The 21,925-nt window shown below is 49.6% G+C and carries 19 protein-coding genes; 4 read left to right on the top strand and 15 right to left on the bottom strand.

The window, feature by feature from the left end; genetic code table 11:
- Positions 1–97: 97 nt before the first annotated feature.
- The 9 genes from chbR to putP all read right to left on the bottom strand — a co-directional run bounded on the left by chbR (position 98) and on the right by putP (position 9,903).
- A complete protein-coding gene (gene chbR / locus OH773_RS13960; protein WP_442865611.1) occupies positions 98–913 on the bottom strand; it encodes a transcriptional regulator ChbR in 816 nt (271 codons plus the stop codon).
- Between the two features lie 34 nt (positions 914–947).
- Positions 948–1,295, bottom strand: a complete 348-nt coding sequence (gene chbA / locus OH773_RS13965; protein ID WP_183273201.1) for a PTS N,N'-diacetylchitobiose transporter subunit IIA — start codon at positions 1,293–1,295, stop codon at positions 948–950.
- 78 nt (positions 1,296–1,373) lie between these two features.
- Positions 1,374–2,732, bottom strand: coding sequence for a PTS N,N'-diacetylchitobiose transporter subunit IIC (gene chbC / locus OH773_RS13970; RefSeq protein WP_270139405.1), 1,359 nt, complete (start codon positions 2,730–2,732; stop codon positions 1,374–1,376).
- Positions 2,733–2,818: 86 nt separating this feature from the next.
- Positions 2,819–3,139, bottom strand: coding sequence for a PTS sugar transporter subunit IIB (locus tag OH773_RS13975; RefSeq protein WP_270139406.1), 321 nt, complete (start codon positions 3,137–3,139; stop codon positions 2,819–2,821).
- Between the two features lie 262 nt (positions 3,140–3,401).
- A complete protein-coding gene (gene phoH, locus OH773_RS13980; RefSeq protein WP_270139407.1) occupies positions 3,402–4,190 on the bottom strand; it encodes a phosphate starvation-inducible protein PhoH in 789 nt (262 codons plus the stop codon).
- A gap of 712 nt (positions 4,191–4,902) precedes the next feature.
- Positions 4,903–6,186 (bottom strand): iron uptake transporter deferrochelatase/peroxidase subunit, encoded by a 1,284-nt coding sequence (gene efeB / locus OH773_RS13985; protein WP_270139408.1) that lies wholly within the window; start codon positions 6,184–6,186, stop codon positions 4,903–4,905.
- A 5-nt stretch (positions 6,187–6,191) separates the two neighbouring features.
- Positions 6,192–7,316 (bottom strand): iron uptake system protein EfeO, encoded by a 1,125-nt coding sequence (gene efeO, locus OH773_RS13990; protein ID WP_270139409.1) that lies wholly within the window; start codon positions 7,314–7,316, stop codon positions 6,192–6,194.
- 63 nt (positions 7,317–7,379) lie between these two features.
- Positions 7,380–8,213, bottom strand: a complete 834-nt coding sequence (efeU, locus tag OH773_RS13995; protein ID WP_183273195.1) for an iron uptake transporter permease EfeU — start codon at positions 8,211–8,213, stop codon at positions 7,380–7,382.
- Between the two features lie 181 nt (positions 8,214–8,394).
- The gene (gene putP / locus OH773_RS14000; RefSeq protein ID WP_270139410.1) at positions 8,395–9,903 is read right to left on the bottom strand and encodes a sodium/proline symporter PutP; all 1,509 of its coding nucleotides are present in this window, start codon (positions 9,901–9,903) and stop codon (positions 8,395–8,397) included.
- 537 nt (positions 9,904–10,440) lie between these two features.
- On the opposite strand from putP, the gene putA reads away from it, so the two are divergent.
- Both putA and OH773_RS14010 read left to right on the top strand, forming a co-directional pair.
- Positions 10,441–14,400: a trifunctional transcriptional regulator/proline dehydrogenase/L-glutamate gamma-semialdehyde dehydrogenase gene (gene putA, locus OH773_RS14005; protein ID WP_270139411.1), complete on the top strand. Its 3,960-nt coding sequence runs from the start codon at positions 10,441–10,443 to the stop codon at positions 14,398–14,400.
- 56 nt (positions 14,401–14,456) lie between these two features.
- The gene (locus OH773_RS14010; RefSeq protein ID WP_270139412.1) at positions 14,457–14,849 is read left to right on the top strand and encodes a lysozyme inhibitor LprI family protein; all 393 of its coding nucleotides are present in this window, start codon (positions 14,457–14,459) and stop codon (positions 14,847–14,849) included.
- Here the strand turns inward: OH773_RS14010 and rutR are convergent, their stop codons facing one another.
- The 3 genes from rutR to OH773_RS14025 all read right to left on the bottom strand — a co-directional run bounded on the left by rutR (position 14,850) and on the right by OH773_RS14025 (position 16,772).
- Positions 14,850–15,488, bottom strand: coding sequence for an HTH-type transcriptional regulator RutR (gene rutR, locus OH773_RS14015; protein WP_270139413.1), 639 nt, complete (start codon positions 15,486–15,488; stop codon positions 14,850–14,852).
- A gap of 1 nt (position 15,489) precedes the next feature.
- Positions 15,490–16,416, bottom strand: a complete 927-nt coding sequence (locus OH773_RS14020; RefSeq protein WP_270139414.1) for a DMT family transporter — start codon at positions 16,414–16,416, stop codon at positions 15,490–15,492.
- Between the two features lie 179 nt (positions 16,417–16,595).
- On the bottom strand, positions 16,596–16,772 hold the full coding sequence (locus tag OH773_RS14025) for a general stress protein (protein WP_034456279.1): 177 nt from the start codon (positions 16,770–16,772) through the stop codon (positions 16,596–16,598).
- Between the two features lie 391 nt (positions 16,773–17,163).
- Between OH773_RS14025 and wrbA the strand changes: the two genes are divergently transcribed.
- Together wrbA and OH773_RS14035 are read left to right on the top strand one after the other, a co-directional pair.
- Positions 17,164–17,760, top strand: coding sequence for an NAD(P)H:quinone oxidoreductase (gene wrbA / locus OH773_RS14030; protein ID WP_270139415.1), 597 nt, complete (start codon positions 17,164–17,166; stop codon positions 17,758–17,760).
- Positions 17,761–17,771: 11 nt separating this feature from the next.
- A complete protein-coding gene (locus OH773_RS14035; RefSeq protein WP_183273188.1) occupies positions 17,772–17,999 on the top strand; it encodes a YccJ family protein in 228 nt (75 codons plus the stop codon).
- Between the two features lie 318 nt (positions 18,000–18,317).
- On the opposite strand, the gene OH773_RS14040 is transcribed toward OH773_RS14035, so the two are convergent.
- The 3 genes from OH773_RS14040 to OH773_RS14050 are packed head-to-tail and all read right to left on the bottom strand — an operon-like array spanning position 18,318 to position 21,828.
- The gene (locus tag OH773_RS14040) at positions 18,318–18,845 is read right to left on the bottom strand and encodes a hypothetical protein (protein WP_270139416.1); all 528 of its coding nucleotides are present in this window, start codon (positions 18,843–18,845) and stop codon (positions 18,318–18,320) included.
- A complete protein-coding gene (locus OH773_RS14045; RefSeq protein ID WP_270139417.1) occupies positions 18,842–19,357 on the bottom strand; it encodes a transglycosylase SLT domain-containing protein in 516 nt (171 codons plus the stop codon). Before OH773_RS14045 ends, OH773_RS14040 begins: the two co-directional genes overlap by 4 nt.
- Before the next feature lie 50 nt (positions 19,358–19,407).
- Positions 19,408–21,828, bottom strand: a complete 2,421-nt coding sequence (locus OH773_RS14050; RefSeq protein ID WP_270139418.1) for a type VI secretion system Vgr family protein — start codon at positions 21,826–21,828, stop codon at positions 19,408–19,410.
- Positions 21,829–21,925: the final 97 nt, after the last annotated feature.

Here is a 21,925-nt window from a genome sequence, read left to right on the forward strand (position 1 = left end):
CTTTAATTAAGGCAGAGATATAGATGTATTATTGAAGGTTATATATGGCATGAATATGCCAGGAATAATTCCCAACCCTCACTAATACATATACAGATTATTTTATGCTGTATAACTGCTTCCGATAATGCTGCGGTGTAAATGACGTTAATTTTTTAAAGTTTTTAATAAACATGCTGGCGCTACTGTAACCTGACTCGAAAGCGATATCGGTGACAGAATAGTTGGTAATCTCCAGTTGTTTCTTAGCAAAATTAATTCTTATTTCATTGATAATTTGCATCGGTGTTTTACCGTAATGGCGTTGTGTGGCGCGGGTTAAGTACTCCTGCGACTTTCCAGACAACTCCACCATGTTCACTAATGCTTTATCACCGAACATTGATTTACCATGCATCTGCTCGACGGTGTTTTTCAGCCAGGCAGGAATATCCCCCCCTGATTCTGATTCTTTGTGATGGCGCAGACGATTAACAATATAAAACGTCACCATCTCAAGAAATTCATTAAACTCACCCTGACGAAAGTTTAATGAGGCCGTTACAGATTCAATATAAGTCAGAAATTCGTTCTTAATCTGATAAACCTGTGAAGCAATAAAATAGGCTGGAAATAACGGTAAATAATGCTGTTCAAAAAAAGCTTTGCTGATACCGACATTCAGGATCCGGGTAGCACCAAAGTCATAAAAGCTTTGATGATAAGAACCCAGCGGAATGAAAACAAAACTCCCTCTCTCCAGCAGCACACGTTTACCGTTAATTTCCTGGTAATAACGCCCGGTTAGTACCACCGTGAACTCGTAATAATCATGCTGGTGCAGCCCGGAGACACTTTCGACTTTGTTGTGGATGAACATGTGGAAATGTTGACCATCAAAAAGTTGACTCTCACGTGCCGTACTGATTTCCATACTGATTACCGGTGGCTGCATAAGGTCCTCCAACTTATTTTATTTTTTCGTGAAGCTCAATAAGTTCTGTGACCAACTCACGTGCCAGCATCGAGGTCATCAGGTGATCTTGTGCATGAACCAGCACCAGACTCACTTTGGTTTTGCCTTCGCCCTGGTCACCTTCAATCAGTTTAGTTTGCACCAGGTGGGCTTCATTCAGCGCTTCACGAGACTGCCCCATCAATTCCCAGGCCTTTTCAAAATCGCCTGCTTTAGCGATTTTCAGTGCTGCATATGCAAGGCTGCGCGCCTGGCCGGAATTGATGATTAAGCCCATTACCACTTCTTCAAGGTCGTTGGTATCGACTTCGTTATCTACTGCGTTATCTAAGTTAAACATCAAACTTTCTCCCGGTACTTTTAAAGTGGTTGGGGATAAGGGGGGCTATCCCCAACCAAAACTATTCAGAATTTAAGATTAGAATTTCAGAGCGTTAGCAATATCTTCTTCACTTTCTTCTTCTTCAATAACCGCCTGCGCTTTGTTCGACAAGATAACAAATGGCATGTAGACACAGGTTGCGACACCCAGGTTAAACAGAGCGACTAACAAGGCTGCGATGCTACCGTTACTGTTAAAGAAGGCGCCTAAGCCGGTTGGCATGGTCCACGGTGCCAGGTTGGTGACCGGTGGAATGATGCCCAGTGAGTAAGCCGCAAGCGTGATGGCTGCCAGAATCGGTTGAACCAGCACAAACGGGATAAACATAACCGGGTTCATGATGATTGGCAGACCGAACAGGATAGGTTCGTTAATCTGGAAGATGCCTGATGGCAGTGCCAGTTTCGCAACCTGACGGTGATCCGCACGGCGTGAAGCGATAAAGATGGCGATAATCAGACCCAGTGTCGCACCAGAACCACCCAACAGGATGTAGGAGTCGAGCATTGGTTTAGCCCAGAAGTGGAACTGTTTGCCTGCGTCAATCGCAGCTTGTACAGAACCATACTGATTATAGAGAGCGATGTTTTCCAGCGCCCATGGGGTCATGATGCCGTTGTCCAGCGCGGTAAGCGCCAGTGAACCATGCACACCAAAGAACCACAGCAGGGAGTTGAAGATAACGTACGCCCAGCCCACGACTGCACCCATCGACGCCAGCGGCGTAGAGATGGAATCCATAATGATCTGGTGGAAGTTGCTACCGTGATTTGCCAGCAGCCAGGAAATAATCCCGAAAATAGACAGGATCAGGAAACCTGGAATTAATGCAGAGAATGAACGTGATACCGAAGTCGGTACGCTATCTGGCAAAGTAATAACCCAATTGCGACGGATAACAAAGGTAAAGAGTTCCGCGACAACCAGACCAATAACAATACCGGAAATAATATTCTGACCACCTAACCAGTTAGCACCAACAGCATAAGCTTCGCCCACGCTATAAGGTGTTACGGTCATAAATGCTGCAACGGATAATAAACCGGCAGCAAGAGGGTCAACTTTACGTTCTTCAGCAAGCGCCATACCAATGAAAAAAGGAGCCATTAGCGACATAATACCCAATGTGCCGTTATACACATTGCCGCCAATGGCTTTTAACCCATTAAGGGTTTCAATGGTCGAGGGATCTAAGCGAATACCTAAAGAATAGAAAAAGGAACCGGCGCCAAAACTCAGAAAGACGTTATTGATTAATACAAACATGGCCCCGGCAAGGGTCAATGGCATTAATTTGATGAAACCATTTTTAATTGCGTTGACGTGCGGTTGCTTCCCAATTTTCACTGCGAAAGGAAGCAATATCTTCTCAAGTGAATCAATGACTTTACTCATTTGGAATTTCCTTTATTGCCGCAAGAATCTTGCGGCCAGGTTGTGTAAGGTCGTTCTTTGACGGAAAAATAAAACAATAAAAAAAATTAACTATTTGCTGCTTTCTTAATCGATGCGACGGCGGCTTTAAGTACGCCTAACCCATCAATTTTACCGTACATTGCCGAGTCAATGACTTCGACCGTTTTACCCGGTAATACTTTTTGAATTTCTGGAAGCATATAAGCGATTTGCGGTCCCAGTAATACTAAGTCCGCATCTTTGCCTTTTTCAGCCGCCAGAGTTTCAGGCCAGGCTTCAATAACAACAGGGACTTCATATTTCTCAGCCTGCGCCTTCATTTTTGAAACGAGTAATGAAGTGGACATACCGGCAGAACAAAATAGGTAAATACGCTTTTTAGTCATAATAGTTTCCTCACGTTGCAATTGCCTGCATGTCGGATTTCAGCACAACCCACACCTGCAAAAGCGAATTATTGGTAAGTTATGATTGTTTCTGGTTGTAAACAGTATACGGCAACAATCTGATGGGGAATATTTTTAAGGAGCCCAGAATTGTCTCTCATTGACCATCCGTTTTGATACCCTTCACATTTTGGGCAAATAATTCGCGCAAAGAAAAAAGCCCAAACAGAGTTTGGGCTTTGCGAATCTATCACACCAGAAATCAGTCGTAGGCATTCAACGTGCGCTGGCAAAGGGCTGAGCGCACACAATCTTGTTTGCCAAATTGGACAACACCAATCATCTCATCTTCTTCAAAACGTGCCAGAGCATCACTCAGGCCAGACTGAACACCCCGCGGCAAATCACATTGTGTGATATCGCCATTGACGATCACCGTCACGTTTTCCCCAAGGCGCGTTAAGAACATTTTCATCTGCGCTGCGGTGACGTTCTGCGCCTCATCAAGAATAACCACCGCATTTTCGAAGGTACGTCCGCGCATATAGGCGAACGGCGCAATTTCTACTTTGCCAATTTCGGGACGCAGGCAGTACTGCATGAAAGACGACCCTAAACGTCGCACCAGGATGTCATAGACCGGGCGGAAATAAGGGGCGAATTTTTCCGAAATATCCCCAGGTAAGAAGCCGAGATCTTCGTCAGCTTGCAGAACCGGGCGGGTAACAATTATCCTGTCGACATCCTTATGTATCAGGGCCTCAGCGGCTTTCGCCGCACTGATATACGTCTTGCCGCAACCTGCTTCGCCGGTGGCGAATATCAGCTGCTTTTTCTCGATGGCGTTAAGATAGTGCTGCTGAGCCTCATTTCGCGCTGCTATAGGTGAATTATCACGGCAATCCCTGGCCATGCCGATAGATTCAACGCCGCTCATCTGCACAAGCGATGTGACCGATTCCTCTTCACGTTGTTTGTGGCTACGTGAATCCCGTCTCAGCACACGTTTTGCTTCGCGACGAGCTTTGATCACTGCTTTCTGTCTTCCCATGGATGGCACCTTACAGTTGGTTTCATTTCCCGCGTCACTTTCAGATACGCGATTATGCTCACTAACGGATGAGGTTTGGCTTCCTTTTAAGCCATAAACTGCCGGTTGAGAGGATGCACCAGTTAGACGAAATACGCCGCTTAGCGCATCGTTGACACTCTGAGTTTTTAAAGGGTTTGAGGTTTTAGCGGTGAAGATAGCGAAGCCGGAGGAGAGACCTCCGCACAGGATGGTGCGGGTAAGATGTTTGTTTAATCGTCCAGTACAGGACCCTACCATGCGCTGTCTCCATTGTGATTTAAATTCACAGTCGGGAACTACCGCTCTTGCTTTAAATACATCAAATTTTATCTTAATTGCAACACTTATTTTACTTTAATTCAACATTCGCGTTTCGTCACGCGTTAATCAGATTTATGACATAAAAATATTACACTTTTATATCAAAGGTATAGTTATTTAAAAATTGGATGAATAGTAGGCAGACAAATTGTTAGCAAATGAAAAATTAGCAGGGGAAGGAATTAGGGTTTTGTGGGAATGCAGGACGCCCTCACCCCAGCCCTCTCCCCCAGGAGAGGGAGAAATCCGTGCACCCCTTCCCCTTGAGGATAGAGAGAATGATAGCCTCTGCTCTCTCTGGCGACTTCGGCCTGGTCCCTTCTCCCTCAGGGAGAAGGTTAGGATGAGGGTGGTTTCAAAAATTACCGCATCAAGCCTCTAAAAGCCCCTGCCCTAAATAATGCTGATTATCTTTAACGCCAGGCAGGACAAAGAAGTATCCGCCGCCAATCGGCTTCACATACTCTTCCAGCGCCTCACCGTTAAGCCGTTGCTGCACCTCCAGAAAACCTTTCTCAAGATCATGCTGGAAGCAGACAAACAATAATCCCATATCCAGCTGGCCAGATTTGGAAACGCCCAACGAATAGCTATAACCTCGGCGCATCATTAGGTTTGACTGGGTCTCTTTGGTGCGGGGATTGGCCAGACGAATATGCGCATCCAGCGCAATCACATTGCCATCGGGATCGGCAACATAATCAGGTTCATCATGCTCATTCTTCATTCCCAACGGTGCACCACTGTGTTTGTCGCGGCCAAAAATGGTTTGCTGTTCTTTCAGTGGCGTTCTGTCCCATGACTCAACGTGGAACTGAATAATGCGCACCGCTTTGTAACTGCCACCCACCGCCCAAGCTGGTTCCTGCTGGTTGCCCGTCACCCAAACCACTTCATCCATCAGCGGCTGGTTGCTGCTATCTGGATTGGCGGTTCCGTCTTTAAAACCGAGCAAGTTGATCGGGGTTTCTTTGCCACGCGAGCGCGCCGCATGGTTAGAGATAAACCCTTCCCGCTTCCAGCGCACACTGAGTAAATCGGGCGTGTGTTTGATAATGTCGCGTAAAGCGTGGATAACCGTGTCCGCCGTATTCGCGCATATCTGGATAAGCAAATCACCATGACACAAGCTGGCGTCTAAAGAATCGTTGGAGAAACGTTCCATTTTCTGCAGCTTTGTCGGCTTCTGCCCTTTCAGACCGAAGCGTTCATCGAACAGTGACGTCCCCGCCGACAGCGTGATAGTCAGGTTATCAGGGTAGATTTCAGCGCCGAGGATACCGGAGTCCATCGGTGGCATCCGTGGATTCGGCGTATCCGGTGCCGGGCCGCCCGTGGTCAGGAAATCGAAACGCGCCGTCAGTAACTTGAACAAGCGCTCGAGATCCGCTTTGTCACTGGCCAGCACATCGAACGCCACCAGCATCATTGCCGCTTGCTGAGGTGTGAGTACGCCGGCCTGATGCACACCGTAGAACGGTTGTTTTTCCATGCGAGCGTCAGGCGGCAACGTACCCGGAGAAGTCTCTTGTTTTGCCGCGTGCGCCACTGGGCAGCCAGCGACAACGGCAAGGGCGCCACCGAGTGCGCCCAACCCTTTCAGTAACCGACGGCGTGCCGGTTGATGCACGCCGTTTTTGCTATTTTCTTCCATCAAACTTAGTCCAGACCCAGAACGCCACGCAGTTGCGACAAATCTTCAGCCAATGCCGTTACCGGCCCTTTCAGCGCATTACGGTCAGCGTCAGTCAATTTGTCATACGTCTCAAAACCCTCTTTGGTGCGATATTTCGCGAGGATAGTGTCGACTTTCTTGAAGTTGGCATCCACTTTAGCCAGCAATGGCGCGTTGTCTTTCGCCAGAACAGGACGCAACAAGTTTACGATTTTCTGTGCGCCATCAACGTTTGCCTGGAAGTCCCACAGGTCAGTGTGGCTGTAACGGTCTTCTTCACCGCTGATCTTGCTGGCAGCGACTTCTTCAATCAGACCCGCCGCGCCACCTACCACTTTGCTTGGTGGGAAAGCCAGTTCAGAGATACGCTTTTGCAACTCCAGCACGTCGGTATTCAGCTGATCGGCATATTTCTCCATGCCTTTGGTGGTGTTATCACCAAACAGCGCTTTTTCCAGACGGTGGAAGCCGGTGAATTTCGGATCGTTCGCTTTCTGCTCGTAATCGTCTTCACGGGCATCGATGCTGCCGTCGAGGTCAGAGAACAGTTCAGCAATCGGTTCAATGCGCTCGTAATACTGACGCGTTGGCGCATACAGGGATTTTGCTTTTTCGATATCGCCCGCTTTTACCGCATCAGTAAAGGCTTTGGTGCCTCTAACCAGTTCGACCATTTGCGCGGTAACGTACGCTTTGTATTCTGTAATTGGACCGGTCAATGCCAGCAGATCGTTCTTCGGCGCAGCCTGGTCGCCTGCTGCTTTAACGATAAGCTTGCCTTTCGGGTTACTGAGCAAACCACACGTCATGTCGTATTCACCCGCTTGCAGGTTCGCCGTCATTTTCTGCGAGAAGCCCGGTGCGATGTTTTCGCGCTCTTCAACGACCATCACCCCTTTGAGGATTTCCCACTCCAGCGCTTTCTGGCTGTTGTTCTGAATGATGAACTGAGTTTTGCCCGCGTTAACCGTGATGTTCATCGGTTCGCACTGTTTATCGGTAACAGTGACTTTTACCTGAGGAACATCCGCAGCCTGCGCGGCGAAGGCTGAAGAAACCAGCGCAAACAGCGCTACATGCAGGGCTTTACGACGAAAATGTGTAGTCATGGCCAATCCCTTTAAAAATTTAGTATGTTGTAACTAAGCGGCGACATATTCGCCGCAAGATGATTAACGAGCCTGATTTGTCGCCTGGTTGCCCATGCGCGGGGGGATAAAGAACAGCACCAGCGCGGGGATCAGGTAAATAAAGTACATCGCCACTTCGCTGACGCTCGGCGCTTCCTGGTAACCAAAAATGCCTTCAAGCAGCGTGCCAGTCAGGGAATGCGTTGAAAGGACATTACTCAGATCAAAAGCGATGTCCTGGAAATGGTTCCACAACCCCGCTTCGTGGAATGCGCGCACCGCACCCGCAGCAAGGCCTGCCGCCACCAGCAAAATAAACAAGCTGGTCCATTTAAAGAAAACGGCGAGATTCAGACGGATACCGCCCCAATACAGCAGGAAGCCGAGAACAATCGCGGTACCCAGACCGAGCATTGCCCCGAGCGGTGGCATGATGCCGACGTCCTGCTGGAATGCCGCCAGCAGAAAGAAGACTGACTCAAGCCCTTCACGCGCGACGGCAAAGAACACCATCAGAATCAGCGCCCAGCCGTGGCTACCTTTGCTATGTAATGCGTTATCTACCGCTTGCTCTAACTGGACTTTGACGTTGCGCGACACTTTGCGCATCCAGAACACCATCCAGGTCAGGATGAAGACCGCGATAACCGCGACGATGCCTTCAAACAACTCCTGCTCTTTTTGCGGGAATTCACCGGTAGTTTCGTTAATGAAGATGCCCAAACCCAGGCAAAGTGCTGCCGCAGCAACAACCCCAATCCACATAACGCCAATCCATTGGCCGCGTTGTGTGCGTTTCAGATAGCTGGCTATCAAACTAACAATCAGCGCGGCTTCCAGGCCTTCGCGCAACATAATGAGAAACGGAACAAACATTCCTGATACTCCAACTGTGAACTCAGGTCAAAAGACGTAAAGAAAAGTAAAACCAGAACGATTGTGATTATCATTACCACAAAAATAAACACAAGCGGATTGTTAAGATATTTATAAGCAGATGTAAAAAGGGCCGCGTTTTTGCGGCCCGTTGGGAATGATTCAGTTAAGCGATACCCTGTTACTCAACCTGCAATTTGCTCGGTGGCGCGGTGTGATAAATCTCATCAGCTTGCGCAAAGCGCTTCTGCATTGAGGTGCTTGGTGCTTTGCCCAGCAGGCTCACCACCACAATACCGATGCTACCGAAGACAAAGCCTGGGATGATTTCATACAGGCCTAACCAGCCAAACTGTTTCCAGACGATAACCGTCAGCGCACCGATAATCATCCCCGCTAACGCGCCATTACGCGTCATACGTGACCACATAACTGAGAACAGCACTACAGGGCCAAATGCGGCACCGAAACCTGCCCAGGCGTAACTGACCAGGCCAAGGACGCGGTTTTCAGGGTTTGCCGCCAGCGCGATGGCGATGAGAGCAACCAACAGCACCATGAAGCGCCCTACCCACACCAACTCTTTCTGCCCGGCATCTTTACGGAAGAAGGCTTTATACAAGTCTTCAGTAATTGCGCTTGAACACACCAGCAACTGGCAGCTCAGGGTAGACATCACCGCCGCCAAAATGGCAGATAACAAGATGCCTGCAATCCACGGGTTGAACAGCAATTGTGCCAGCTCGATGAACACGCGCTCGCTGTTCTGGCTGACCGCTCCCGCCAGCGACGGGTTATTGTTGAAGTAAGCAATGCCGAAGAAGCCCACGGCGCACGCGCCACCCAGACACAGAATCATCCACGTCATACTGATGCGACGCGCATTAACGATTGTGTGATGGGAATCTGCCGCCATGAAACGCGCCAGAATGTGTGGCTGGCCGAAGTAGCCCAGACCCCAGCCCATCAGCGAGATGATTGCCACGAAGTTCAGGCCTTTCAGCATATCGACGTTTTCAATGCTTTTTTGCTTGATAACTGCCATGGAATCGTCAAATCCGCCAACCGCAATCACCACCATAACCGGTGTCAGGATCAGGGCGAAAATCATCAGGCTCGCCTGTACGGTATCGGTCCAGCTTACTGCCAGGAAACCACCCACGAAGGTATAAATGATGGTTGCCGCAGCTCCCGCCCACAATGCGGTTTCGTAGCTCATACCGAACGTGCTTTCGAACAGACGTGCTCCCGCCACGATGCCTGATGCGCAATAGATGGTGAAGAACAGCAGGATAACTAACGCCGAGATAATACGCAGGATGCGGCTTTTATCTTCAAAACGCCCGGTGAAATAATCAGGCAATGTCAGTGCGTTATTGTTCACTTCGGTGTGAACACGTAAACGCCCAGCGACCAATTTCCAGTTAATGTAAGCGCCAGCCGTCAAACCGATGGCAATCCAGCTTTCCGAAATACCAGAAAGGAAGATGGCACCAGGCAGGCCCATCAACAGCCAGCCGCTCATGTCGGACGCGCCTGCTGATAATGCGGTGACCACGCTTCCCAGGCTGCGACCGCCCAGAATGTAGTCATCAAAGTTCTTGGTTGAACGCCAGGCGATAAACCCAATCAATATCATGCCAAAGATATAGATGAAGAAGGTCACCAGCATTGGTGTACTCATGGTCATGCAAGTTCTCCAGATTATTACCGGTTATACCCGGTATTACCGCACCGGAACGCAGCGCGGTTTATTTATAGTCATTCCAGTTTGCGACCGTAACGTACAGGAAGCATTTTCCATTCACAAACGATTTAACACGTTATTCACAAAACATTCACCACACAAAAAATAGCTTTTTGCTGGAGGTTGCACTTGCTCACGCTTTTTATGGTTGCACCTGCGAAAAGTGTTAACTACGTCCATAAATCAACCCTGCGACCAATGACCTGCCAGACAACTTACTTACTTTTTGATTTAACAATTCACTCTTTTTCCAGCTTGCTATCTGGCTCACATTTAACAAGGTTGCACAAAGTTGCAACATGATAGATATTGCCGGATAACTTTTATCAGCACATACACACTTCTACCCTAAATCATTTGAGTTGCAGGTAGGCGGCAAAGGAATGAATCCCCAGGAGCTTACTAAAGTAAGTGACTGGGGTGAGTTCCTGCAGCCAACACCCCTGCGGCTCAAAGGATGACGGGTAAAAAGGAGCACGAATGGCCACCACCATGGGCGTAAAACTGGACGACGCAACTCGCGAGCGTATTAAAGAAGCCGCTTCACGCATTGACCGCACACCTCACTGGCTCATTAAACAGGCGATTTTTAATTATCTGGAACGCCTCGAAAACAACGATGAGTTGCCAGAACTCCCGGCCCTGTTAGCCGGTGCGGCAAACGAAAGTGACGAAGCTGCGCCGCACGTTGACGAAGCGCACCAGCCTTTCCTCGATTTCGCTGAACAAATTCTGCCGCAATCGGTCACTCGCGCCGCCATTACCGCCGCCTGGCGTCGCCCGGAAACCGATGCAGTACCGATGATTCTGGAACAGGCTCGTCTGCCGCAAACCATCGCCGAACAAACCCACAAACTGGCTTATCAGCTGGCCGATAAACTGCGCAATCAGAAGAGCGCATCAGGCCGGGCGGGCATGGTACAAGGTTTGTTGCAAGAATTCTCACTTTCATCACAAGAAGGTGTGGCGCTGATGTGTCTGGCCGAAGCGTTACTGCGCATCCCGGATAAAGCCACGCGTGATGCGCTCATTCGCGACAAAATCAGCAACGGTAACTGGCATTCGCACATTGGCCGCAGTCCGTCGCTGTTCGTCAACGCCGCGACCTGGGGTTTACTGTTTACGGGTCGCCTGGTTTCCACGCACAACGAAGCCAGCCTCTCCCATTCGCTTAACCGCATTATCAGTAAGAGTGGCGAGCCGCTGATCCGCAAAGGTGTGGATATGGCGATGCGTTTAATGGGCGAGCAATTTGTGACCGGCGAAACCATCGCCGAAGCGTTAGCCAACGCCCGCAAACTGGAAGAAAAAGGTTTCCGCTACTCCTACGATATGTTGGGCGAAGCCGCGCTGACCGCGGCCGATGCGCAGGCATACATGGTTTCTTACCAGCAAGCGATCCACGCTATTGGTAAAGCGTCTAACGGACGTGGCATTTATGAAGGCCCGGGCATTTCCATCAAACTCTCGGCCTTACACCCACGTTACAGCCGTGCGCAGTACGACCGCGTCATGGAAGAGTTGTACCCACGTTTAAAATCTCTGACGCTGCTGGCGCGCCAGTATGATGTCGGTATTAATATCGACGCCGAAGAAGCCGATCGCCTGGAGATCTCGCTCGATCTGCTGGAAAAACTCTGCTTCGAGCCAGAACTGGCAGGCTGGAACGGCATTGGCTTTGTGATTCAGGCATATCAAAAACGCTGCCCGTTTGTCATTGATTACCTGGTTGATCTGGCTTCCCGTAGCCGTCGCCGTCTGATGATTCGCCTGGTGAAAGGCGCCTACTGGGATAGCGAAATCAAACGCGCACAGATGGATGGCCTGGAAGGTTATCCGGTTTATACGCGTAAGGTTTATACCGATATTTCCTATCTGGCCTGCGCGAAGAAATTGCTGGCTGTGCCAAATCTGATTTACCCGCAGTTCGCTACGCACAACGCCCACACGCTTGCAGCAATCTACAACCTGGCGGGGCAAAACTATTACCCTGGTCAATATGAATTCCAGTGCCTGCACGGCATGGGTGAGCCACTTTACGATCAAGTGGTGGGCAAAGTTGCTGATGGCAAACTGAACCGTCCTTGCCGCATTTATGCGCCAGTCGGTACACATGAAACACTGCTGGCCTACCTGGTGCGCCGCCTGTTAGAAAACGGGGCCAATACCTCATTCGTTAACCGAATTGCTGACAACACGTTGCCGCTCGCCGAACTGGTTGCCGACCCGGTTACCGCCATTGAAGCGATTGCAGGCAAAGAAGGCCAGCTCGGTCTGCCGCATCCAAAAATCCCACTACCAAAAGAGTTGTATGGAGCCGATCGCACCAACTCAAGCGGCCTGGATTTAGCCAACGAACATCGTCTGGCGTCGCTCTCCTCTGCCCTGCTCAACAGCGCCGCGCAAAAATGGCAAGCGCTGCCGATTCTGGAAAAGGCCGTTCCGACAGGCGACCTGGTTGCGGTGAAAAACCCGGCAGAGCCGACCGACATAGTGGGCTTCACTCGCGAAGCCACGCCAGAAGAAGTTTCGCAAGCCCTGGAAAGTGCGGTTAACAACGCGCCAATCTGGTTTGCAACCCCTCCTCAAGAGCGTGCGGCTATTCTTGAACGTGCAGCCGTGATGATGGAAGGCCAGATGCAGAAATTGATTGGCATTCTGGTGCGTGAAGCGGGTAAAACCTTTAGCAACGCGATTGCTGAAGTGCGTGAAGCCGTGGACTTCCTGCACTACTACGCAGGCCAGGTGCGCAATGATTTCGATAACGAAACCCACCGTCCACTCGGCCCAGTGGTCTGTATCAGTCCGTGGAACTTCCCACTGGCTATCTTTAGCGGCCAGATTGCCGCCGCCCTTGCCGCGGGTAACAGCGTGCTGGCAAAACCGGCTGAACAAACACCACTGATTGCCGCCTTGGGTGTCTCAATTTTACTGGAAGCGGGTGTACCTGCGGGCGTGTTGCAATTGCTGCCTGGCCGTGGCGAAACCGTTGGTGCGCAGCTGACGGGCGATTCCCGTGTTCGCGGCGTGATGTTTACTGGCTCCACCGAAGTGGCGACGCTGTTGCAACGCAACATTGCTGATCGTCTTGATCCACAAGGCCGTCCAACGCCGCTGATTGCTGAAACCGGCGGTCTGAACGCGATGATAGTGGATTCCTCGGCGCTCACTGAGCAAGTCGTGGTTGACGTGCTGGCCTCAGCGTTTGATAGCGCCGGACAGCGTTGTTCTGCACTGCGTGTGCTGTGTATTCAGGAAGATGTTGCCGAACATACTCTGCAAATGCTGCGCGGTGCGATGGCAGAATGCCGTATGGGTAATCCAGGCCGCCTGACGACGGACATCGGCCCGGTTATCGACGCCGAAGCCAAAGAGAATATCGAACAACACATCCAGACCCTGCGCAGCAAAGGCCGCAAAGTATTCCAGGCCGTACGTGATAACTCCGTGGATGCGAAAGAGTGGCAAAACGGGACTTTCGTTGCGCCAACGCTGATTGAGCTGGAAAGCTTTGACGAGATGCAAAAAGAGGTCTTTGGTCCAGTGCTGCACGTGGTGCGCTACAACCGCAGCAACCTCGAAGCACTGATTAACCAAATCAATGCCGCGGGATACGGCCTGACGCTCGGCGTGCATACGCGTATTGATGAAACCATTGCTCAGGTGACCGGCTCCGCGCATGTCGGCAACATGTATGTCAACCGCAATATGGTTGGCGCGGTTGTAGGTGTGCAGCCATTTGGCGGCGAAGGTTTATCAGGCACCGGTCCGAAAGCCGGTGGTCCGCTGTATCTGTACCGCTTGCTGGCGAACCGCCCTGATAATGCGCTGCAAACCACGTTAAATCGCCAGGATGCTGAATTACCGGTGGATACGACGCTTAAAGCCAGCTTGCAAGCATCCCATCAGGCGCTGACGCAATGGGCAGCCAACAAAGGTGAATTGCCAGCCCTGTGCGAACGTTATGCACAACTCGCGCAAAGCGGCACGCTTCGTCAATTGCCGGGGCCAACGGGCGAACGCAACACTTACGCCTTAATGCCACGTGAACGCGTGCTGTGTATTGCGGATAACGAGCAAGATGCATTGGTGCAACTGGCGGCGGTAACCAGTGTTGGCAGCCGTGCGCTGTGGGCCGATGACAAACTGCATCGTGAACTGGCAAAAACACTTCCTGCGTTGGTGCAAAAGCATATCGATTTTGCCAAAGAAGAAGCGCTGCTCGGTCAAGTGTTTGATGCTGTGATTTACCACGGCGATTCCGACCAACTGCGCGCGCTCTGTGAAAAAGTCGCGGCACGGACTGGCGCGATTGTTTCGGTGCAAGGCTTTGCCCGCGGTGAAACAAACCTGTTGCTGGAGCGTTTATACGTTGAGCGATCGCTGAGCGTGAACACCGCAGCCGCAGGCGGCAACGCCAGTTTGATGACAATCGGCTAAGATTTCACTACGCTAGAAAGGCTCCTTGATGGAGCCTTTTTCTTTGAGGAATAATAATGAAACGCGTGTGTTTACTTCTTTCGGGTCTGCTATTAAGCGCAAACGTTATGGCAGACAGTTGCGACGCCGCCACTTCGCAGGCTGGACTCAACGAGTGCTACGGCAACGAATATAAAAAGCAGGATGATTTGCTCAATCAGACATACCAGGAGGCGATGAAACTCGCCACCGACACACAAAAACCCCTGTTAAAAGCAGCGCAAAATGCGTGGATTGCCTTTCGCGACGCTGATTGCGCATTGATGGCATCCGGGGCTGACGGTGCATCCGTTGCGCCGATGGTTCATGCCCAGTGCATGGCAGACAAAACCCGCGAACGCACGGAACTGTTGAAAAGCACACTGCATTGTGAAGAAGGCGATGTCAGCTGCGTGTTCCCACAGCACTAGTTAACGCACCCGAATCCCCTCAATAATCATCCGCTGCACGTTTTCTACTGTGCGGCGGAAAAATTCTTCATTTTGTAAATTACTGCCTGTCACGGCCTCGACCTGGCTTGCAAAATCGGCGTAGTGCTGCGTCGTCGCCCAAAGCATGAAAATCAGATGATGCGGATCAACCGCCGCCAGTTTGCCACTTTCGACCCAACCCGCAATGATTGCCGATTTATCATCAATCAGAGATTTCAAATCCCCGGTCAACTCCTCTTTAAGCAGAGGCGCACCTTGTAGCATTTCCAGGCAGAACAAGCGTGAGGCCTGCGGATAATCACGGGACACTTCGAGCTTCAGGCGGATGTATTCGCTGATGGCCACCAGCGGCTGTAAATCCTCGCGAAACGCGCGTAGTGGCGCAAGCCAGATATCCAGGATCTGTTTAAGCACCGCAATATAGAGCGCTTCTTTTGACGGAAAATAATAGAGAAGGTTCGTTTTAGACACTTCTGCGCGTTCCGCCACCTTTTCGATACTTGTACCGTGAATGCCGTATTGCGAGAAATACTCCAGTCCTGCTGCAAGAATAGCCTGCTTTTTTGCCGCTACGGCGCGGACACGCCGTCCGGTTTCTTTCGTTACTGCCGCACACATATCAGGACTCCTGCCCGTTGAGTTCATCATCCGATATCGGTGCCTTTTTCATACGTTTAAGTTTTAGCTCGCTCACCAGAACGCCCAACACAATCAGTGCGCCACCTAGTAACGCCAGCATCGGTAAGCGTTCACCCGCTAGTCGGCCAAAGATCCCCGCCCACACCGGCTCGCCGGTATAAATCACTGTCGCACGGGTGGGTGAAACGCTGCGCTGCGCCCAGTTCATTGTGACCTGAATAATGGCGCTAAAAATGCCGAGTCCCAGCGCGATGCCCCACAAACCAGGCGTCAACGCAGGGGTACTTTCACCCGCCGGAATCATAGTGGCAAACGCCACTATCGAGGCGGTGGCAAGCTGCACAATGGTCACGCGCTTGATATCGACTTTACCGGCCCAGGCGCTAATCAGGATAATTTCTGCGGCAATGGCCAACGCGCTGATAAGCGTGATGATTTCACCGGCCCCCAGCGTTAGCGACGTCCCATCTGGCCCCGCGAGGAATATAAGGCCGATAAATGCAAGCAGAACACCAATCCAGGACATGATCCCCGGCATTTTGCCCAGACAAATCCATTGCAGCACCGGCACCAGTGGAACATACATCGCCGTGATAAAGGCCGATTTGCTGCTCGGGATGGTCTGCAAACCCCAGGTTTGCAAGCTGTAACCGATAGCAATCGAAATACCGATAAACACACCGGCTTTGACTTCAAGCCAGGTCAGGCCGCGTAACGTTTTAAGCGAAAGGAGCGCCACCGCTAACGCCGCAGTAGCAAAGCGTAAGCCAACGAAGAAGAACGGCCCGCTCATCGTCATGGCATATTGCACCGCAAGGAAAGTCCCACCCCAAAACATGGTGATGAGGATCAAAATGGCTTCCTGGGGTTTAACGGTAAATGAGTAACGACGCAAAAAGGCAGACATGGAAGTACCAGCACAAATTCAAATGTAACAAAGAGGTCATTAGTTTGCGTTCAGGCGAACGGTGCTGCAATGGGCGAGTGAAAATAAAAACCGCCGGTCAAAACCGGCGGTGGGGATGGCAATCAGCTATCTAAAAAGGGAAAACAGATAACTTAGCGAATTGCGAAAGCTTGGCTGGCTTACTTACTGCTGCCTTTGCCGTGACTATTTTTGCCCCCTTTTTGGCCTGCTTCCGAGGCGCGTTGCGGGTCATTCTTGAAATTCCCGCCACTATGCTGGCCACCTTTTCGACCTGCTTCTGATGCTCTCTCACGGTCTTCAGCGAAATTACCTGAACCACCACGATGGTTTGCCATTTCTAACCTCCAGATTAGTGAAATACTTAAGTCATCATATTGCATTCAGTCAAAGAGAACTCTTTCACTGCGCGGCTTAGATAGGCTTCATTTCACAACACCGCGTGGAACTAAGCTTAGTGCAGACAGGGTAATTGACCAGTTAATCGTAATATTTAGCAACATGTAATCGCCGGAATGGGTGATTTTTTCACCCCCTAATCCATAAGACATTCTTATTTTTAATGAAATAGTCACTCAATGAAAATGTGACGTAATGCGACATTTGCTCAGCCTCTCCTTTCTATTGTGAAGGATCAAGGAATCGGCACTCTAAGTTGCACTCTGGGCCACAGCACATATCTTTAGTTCAGTGCAGCAAAACGCTGCGTCAAGGTAGGAGTGATGCGAAATGGCTAAAGTTCTGGTGCTTTATTACTCAATGTACGGACACATCGAAACCATGGCACACGCTGTGGCAGAGGGTGCGCAGAAAGTTGATGGTGTAGAAGTCACGGTGAAACGCGTCCCGGAAACCATGTCAGCAGAGGCTTTCTTAAAAGCGGGAGGGAAAACGCAAAATGCTCCACAAGCGACTCCGCAAGAGCTTGGCGATTACGACGCAATCATTTTTGGCACCCCCACTCGCTTTGGCAATATGTCCGGGCAAATGCGCACCTTCCTCGATCAGACAGGTGGCCTTTGGGTTGCAGGCGGCCTGCACGGCAAACTTGCCAGCGTGTTTAGTTCTACCGGCACGGGCGGCGGCCAGGAACACACAATTTCATCCACGTGGACAACGCTTGCGCATCACGGAATGGTGATTGTCCCTATCGGTTATGCGGCGCAAGAGTTGTTTGATGTTTCACAAGTTCGCGGCGGGACGCCATACGGTGCCACAACGATTGCCGGTGCTGATGGTTCGCGCCAGCCAAGCCAGGAAGAGCTGTCTATCGCTCGTTACCAGGGTGAGTACGTGGCGAGTTTAGCAGTCAAATTAAACGGTTAATGGAGGAGAACATGCAGAATCAACAATCCAAAATTCATCATGTTGGTGAATGGGCGAGTTTGAGAAACACCTCTCCTGAAATAGCAGAAGCTATTTTTGAAGTCGCAAAATTCGACGAAAAAATGGCGGAGAAAATTTGGGAAAATGGTAGCGATGAGGTGCTGTCGTTAGCATTTGAAAAAACCGATAAAGACTCGCTGTTTTGGGGCGAGCAGACGATAGAACGGAGAAACGTGTAGATATATTTATCATTTCCCCCGCTATATGCGGGGGAATTCCCGTAATATACCTATCGATGTTGTAGGCATTATCGAGAATATTAGCATCCTCTCTTAAAATCATTTTCTATTCTTCAGACTTGCACTTTCATCTCTCTTTGAATCTATAAGTTCCCTTATTTCATTCTGTGTAATTTCATTTACATTCATTCGAATTTATAGTCAACATTTTCAATTCAACAATCCACCAGCCTTTAGAACCAGATATTTTATAAAAATCCACCACCCATGCACCTTCAGCATTAAAGGAACTCGCACACAAAATTAATCATTAAAAAATCACGATGCTAATTTGATATAAGAATAAAATTTAGCATCCGGCAATAAATCACTGCCTTTATATTCGATTAGCGAGTTTTTATATTTGTATATTATATACTCACCTTCTACCTCATTTCCCAAGTTAGGAATAACTATACCTACCTCATCTTTATTTTGAAAAATATAAACAGGAATTTCTTTTTCGGAAAAATCAATTCTCTGTATGTTTGACTTATATTCCCTCAGCAAAAAACCAACCTGGTATGGCGGCCCATAATTTATTACAAATACAAACACTCCTCTTATGCATTTACTCATAACAATGCTGACAGGTTCAGGAAATCCTTGATATGATGCAACAGGAAAAGCACTTCCCTCTACTCCATTGATAATTAATCTAAAACTTACACCACCGTCAACACTATGAACAGAGTTTATTTTTACCAATGTATCATTGCTAATCTTACATTCCTGTATATTTTTAGCATATAATGAAGAACAAAATGTGCTACATGCAAGCAATATAAAAACATACATATGTTTCATTTTGTTTTCACCATATCCAATAGAGATTGCATTGAGTTAGGTTCTTTAACTAATTTATCGGCACAACTTTTAATTTTTTTATAATAAACCCCCTCCCCACGACCATAAAGCCCACGATACTTTATATATGCTTGTTCTACCGAACCACTTACATCTAACCAATACTGCATATATTCAGTACCAATTTGAATATTTATTCCCTCATCAAACATTTTTTCGCTGTCATGAAAACTCTTTCCCTTTGAAAACTCATCATCCTGCTCGATCTTATTTACCTTCCTACCTATTTCTTTTTCCTTCCGATATTGAAAAACTTGTTTTACAGCATTAGTTTGCATTTGCATTAAGCCTTTGGCATTGTGCGCAACTTCGGCATGAGCATCAAAACGTGATTCCATATAAATTTGGCAAATAACAAGATTACTATCAAGTGTAGACTTATTATTCTTTTCAACTAACAATCTTATTTCTCGAAGACGTGCAGAATCGTCAACTTTTACTTTTTCTGACAATGAATCCTTCGCTGGTTGCAACGTTGCAACATGAGATTTGTTTATTTTTTTTACCCATGATAGCTATCCCACTTTGGATCGATAGGTGTAACTTTAGATTCGTATACTCTGATAGTTGCGAAAATAGGCTGCTCAGATGTAATCACTTCGGTTTTTCCTTCATTATTCGTCCGACCAGTAATTACAGTTCCATCAGCCAACTCAATTTCATATTTTCTATCTACTAATATTTCATCACTGAACTCATCAGTAACGATGAAATATAAACTATACAGTTCAGATTCATCTTTTCCATCTACTGAATCATCGCATCCATCATCTCCCCCAGAACCCCCGTTACCTGAGTTTCCGTTATCCCTACCGGAATCGCCGCTATCCGAGCCACCATCACCCTCATCCGCCAACGCCTTCAGAACCGCTGGTTTCAACGTCGCCACCGGACTTCCCGCACTGCCACCCCCGTTGAGATTGATCATCGGCCCCATGATGTCCACGCCACCGGCATGTATCGTCACAAACGAAGCGCCCACCTTCAGGCTGATCTGACTGCGGCTTTCCAGCACGATAGCGCCGTTAACTTTAATGCCCAGCGCACCGCTGACTTTCTGAGCCTGGTCGCCTTTTACCTCAAGGCTGTGTTTCCCTTCCACCAGACTGGCGTGATTACCGGTCGTTTTATGGTGCTGACTGCCCTCCACGGTCACTTTCCGATCATTCGCCACATACAGACCGTCGTCGTGACTGATGTTGGCGCTGCGGTCGTTTGTCACTTTCACGGTCTGGTCGTTGCCGACGTTCACCTTCCTGTCATGAGTGACGGTAATTTTCTGGTCATGGCCGCCCGCATTCTCTTTTCCCACCGTCACCGTTTGCCCCAGCCCTACGACTATCTTCTGGTTGTTGCCGATGGTTTCGCTGTGATCGACTTTCAGATCTGTGGTGCGGTTGTTCAGCACTTCCGTATCCATGTTTTTCTGCGCATGGATATAGACCTGCTCCTTGCCGGTTGCATCATCGAATTTCAGTTCGTTAAACCCACTACCTTTGTAGGTTTTCGAACGAATGGTCATCTGGGTTTTGGTACCCGGTAGATCGCCTGGCGAACGGTTGTCTTCGTGATAGGCCCGCCCCATGACGATCGGCTGGTCAGGGTCGCCATGGAGAAAATCAACAATCACTTCCTGGCCGACGCGTGGGATGGCGAGATTGCCAAACCCAGCACCCGCCCATGCCTGCGAGACGCGTATCCAGCAGGAGCTGTCTTCGGTGGTGCCGTGATAACGGTCCCAGATGAATTTGGCCCGAATGCGTCCGTATTCGTCGCAGAATATTTCTTCTCCCGGAGGGCCGGTGACGACAGCGCTCTGCGGGCCATCCACTTTCGGCTTCGGCAGGGGCGTGGAGCGCCAGGTCCGGTCGGCAGGTATCACCTCAAACTGGTTGCTGAGCGTGGTGCCTTTTCGCTGGCTGCCGTGCAGCGCCTGCGGTTGTTCTCCCCTGAGCAGACTGCGCACCACCTGCCATTTGCGGTTCATGTTTTCCTGCGGATGTCTGGTCAGCGTAAAGCGTACGCCGGGCCACAATTTTGGCGTATTAGCCGAGCCGCTGGCTTTTTCTGCATCATTGCGCAGGCCGTCCATGCGGTAGCGGGTAAAATCTTTGCCGTGTTGCTCGTCTTTATAGCGCCCCGGATAATTAAAGATTTTATATTGCGAACGCTGGCCGTTGAGATGTCTGGCATCGTGGTCATAGAGACCCGGCCAGTCCGGTATTTTAAAGGTGTAGTCCCGGCTTATTACCGATGAGGGGCTGATGCAGGCTTCATAACGAAATACGCTGACGCATTCATCGGTGACTTCTCGGGTGTTCGGGTTAAACGGGAAGGAGGATTCAGCCCGGGCCAGACCCGCCTTATCATCACACAGCGTTAATGTCTGGCTCGCACCGTCCGGAGAGTGCTTGTCAAAGAAGAAAATCCCCTCTTCAGCCCACAGGCGTGACAAAAATGCCAGGTCGCTTTCGCCGTACTGGACGCAGAACTCGCGATCGGCATGGTCTTCATAAAAGTAAGGCTGCCAGTCGGTGATGCCGTTTTCCTGCAGCAGGAGAGCTGAAATAGTCTGAATATCCTGCTGCTGGAAAATACGGAAATTTTGCCGCAAACCTGCGCGCCACAGCGGCGGGTGAATCGTGAAGCGATACAACATCTGCCAGCCGGTGTTTTCTTTCATTCCGAAGGTGGTGATTACACCCGTGACATAACGTTGAGGCGTATCGCCCTGCCAGATGGTCAGAGTGGCGTTTTTCTCCAGCACCCTTTCCGCTGTCAGCCGGAAAACGTCGCTGGCAACATCAACCTCGAGCACAAACGGGAAGGAATAATGCTGGGCCAGACTAAAGTTCACAACCGCGAAGCTCTCGGGCGACAGGCCGTCAACATCGAGGGTGAAACGTAATCCATTGAGTGACATAAAACTATCCTTGTTACAGAGAAAACGGGTGAAATAAAAAGCAGCACAAAATGCGAGGGAAAGAAATATGCGGTTTTAGGATTTGGTTCTGTGACAG

The organism is Buttiauxella sp. WJP83 (genome assembly GCF_027594725.1).
Taxonomy (GTDB): Bacteria; Pseudomonadota; Gammaproteobacteria; order Enterobacterales; family Enterobacteriaceae; genus Buttiauxella; species Buttiauxella selenatireducens.

Coding starts and splice junctions, on each gene's coding strand:
- efeO (WP_270139409.1), bottom strand. CDS start 7,316: ATGACTACACATTTTCGTCGTAAAGCCCTGCATGTAGCGCTGTTTGCG.
- OH773_RS14040 (WP_270139416.1), bottom strand. CDS start 18,845: ATGAAACATATGTATGTTTTTATATTGCTTGCATGTAGCACATTTTGT.
- putA (WP_270139411.1), top strand. CDS start 10,441: ATGGCCACCACCATGGGCGTAAAACTGGACGACGCAACTCGCGAGCGT.
- efeU (WP_183273195.1), bottom strand. CDS start 8,213: ATGTTTGTTCCGTTTCTCATTATGTTGCGCGAAGGCCTGGAAGCCGCG.
- efeB (WP_270139408.1), bottom strand. CDS start 6,186: ATGGAAGAAAATAGCAAAAACGGCGTGCATCAACCGGCACGCCGTCGG.
- OH773_RS14050 (WP_270139418.1), bottom strand. CDS start 21,828: ATGTCACTCAATGGATTACGTTTCACCCTCGATGTTGACGGCCTGTCG.
- chbC (WP_270139405.1), bottom strand. CDS start 2,732: ATGAGTAAAGTCATTGATTCACTTGAGAAGATATTGCTTCCTTTCGCA.
- chbA (WP_183273201.1), bottom strand. CDS start 1,295: ATGTTTAACTTAGATAACGCAGTAGATAACGAAGTCGATACCAACGAC.
- OH773_RS14025 (WP_034456279.1), bottom strand. CDS start 16,772: ATGGCAAACCATCGTGGTGGTTCAGGTAATTTCGCTGAAGACCGTGAG.
- OH773_RS14035 (WP_183273188.1), top strand. CDS start 17,772: ATGCAGAATCAACAATCCAAAATTCATCATGTTGGTGAATGGGCGAGT.
- OH773_RS14010 (WP_270139412.1), top strand. CDS start 14,457: ATGAAACGCGTGTGTTTACTTCTTTCGGGTCTGCTATTAAGCGCAAAC.
- rutR (WP_270139413.1), bottom strand. CDS start 15,488: ATGTGTGCGGCAGTAACGAAAGAAACCGGACGGCGTGTCCGCGCCGTA.
- wrbA (WP_270139415.1), top strand. CDS start 17,164: ATGGCTAAAGTTCTGGTGCTTTATTACTCAATGTACGGACACATCGAA.
- OH773_RS14020 (WP_270139414.1), bottom strand. CDS start 16,416: ATGTCTGCCTTTTTGCGTCGTTACTCATTTACCGTTAAACCCCAGGAA.
- OH773_RS13975 (WP_270139406.1), bottom strand. CDS start 3,139: ATGACTAAAAAGCGTATTTACCTATTTTGTTCTGCCGGTATGTCCACT.
- chbR (WP_442865611.1), bottom strand. CDS start 913: ATGGAAATCAGTACGGCACGTGAGAGTCAACTTTTTGATGGTCAACAT.
- putP (WP_270139410.1), bottom strand. CDS start 9,903: ATGACCATGAGTACACCAATGCTGGTGACCTTCTTCATCTATATCTTT.
- phoH (WP_270139407.1), bottom strand. CDS start 4,190: ATGGGAAGACAGAAAGCAGTGATCAAAGCTCGTCGCGAAGCAAAACGT.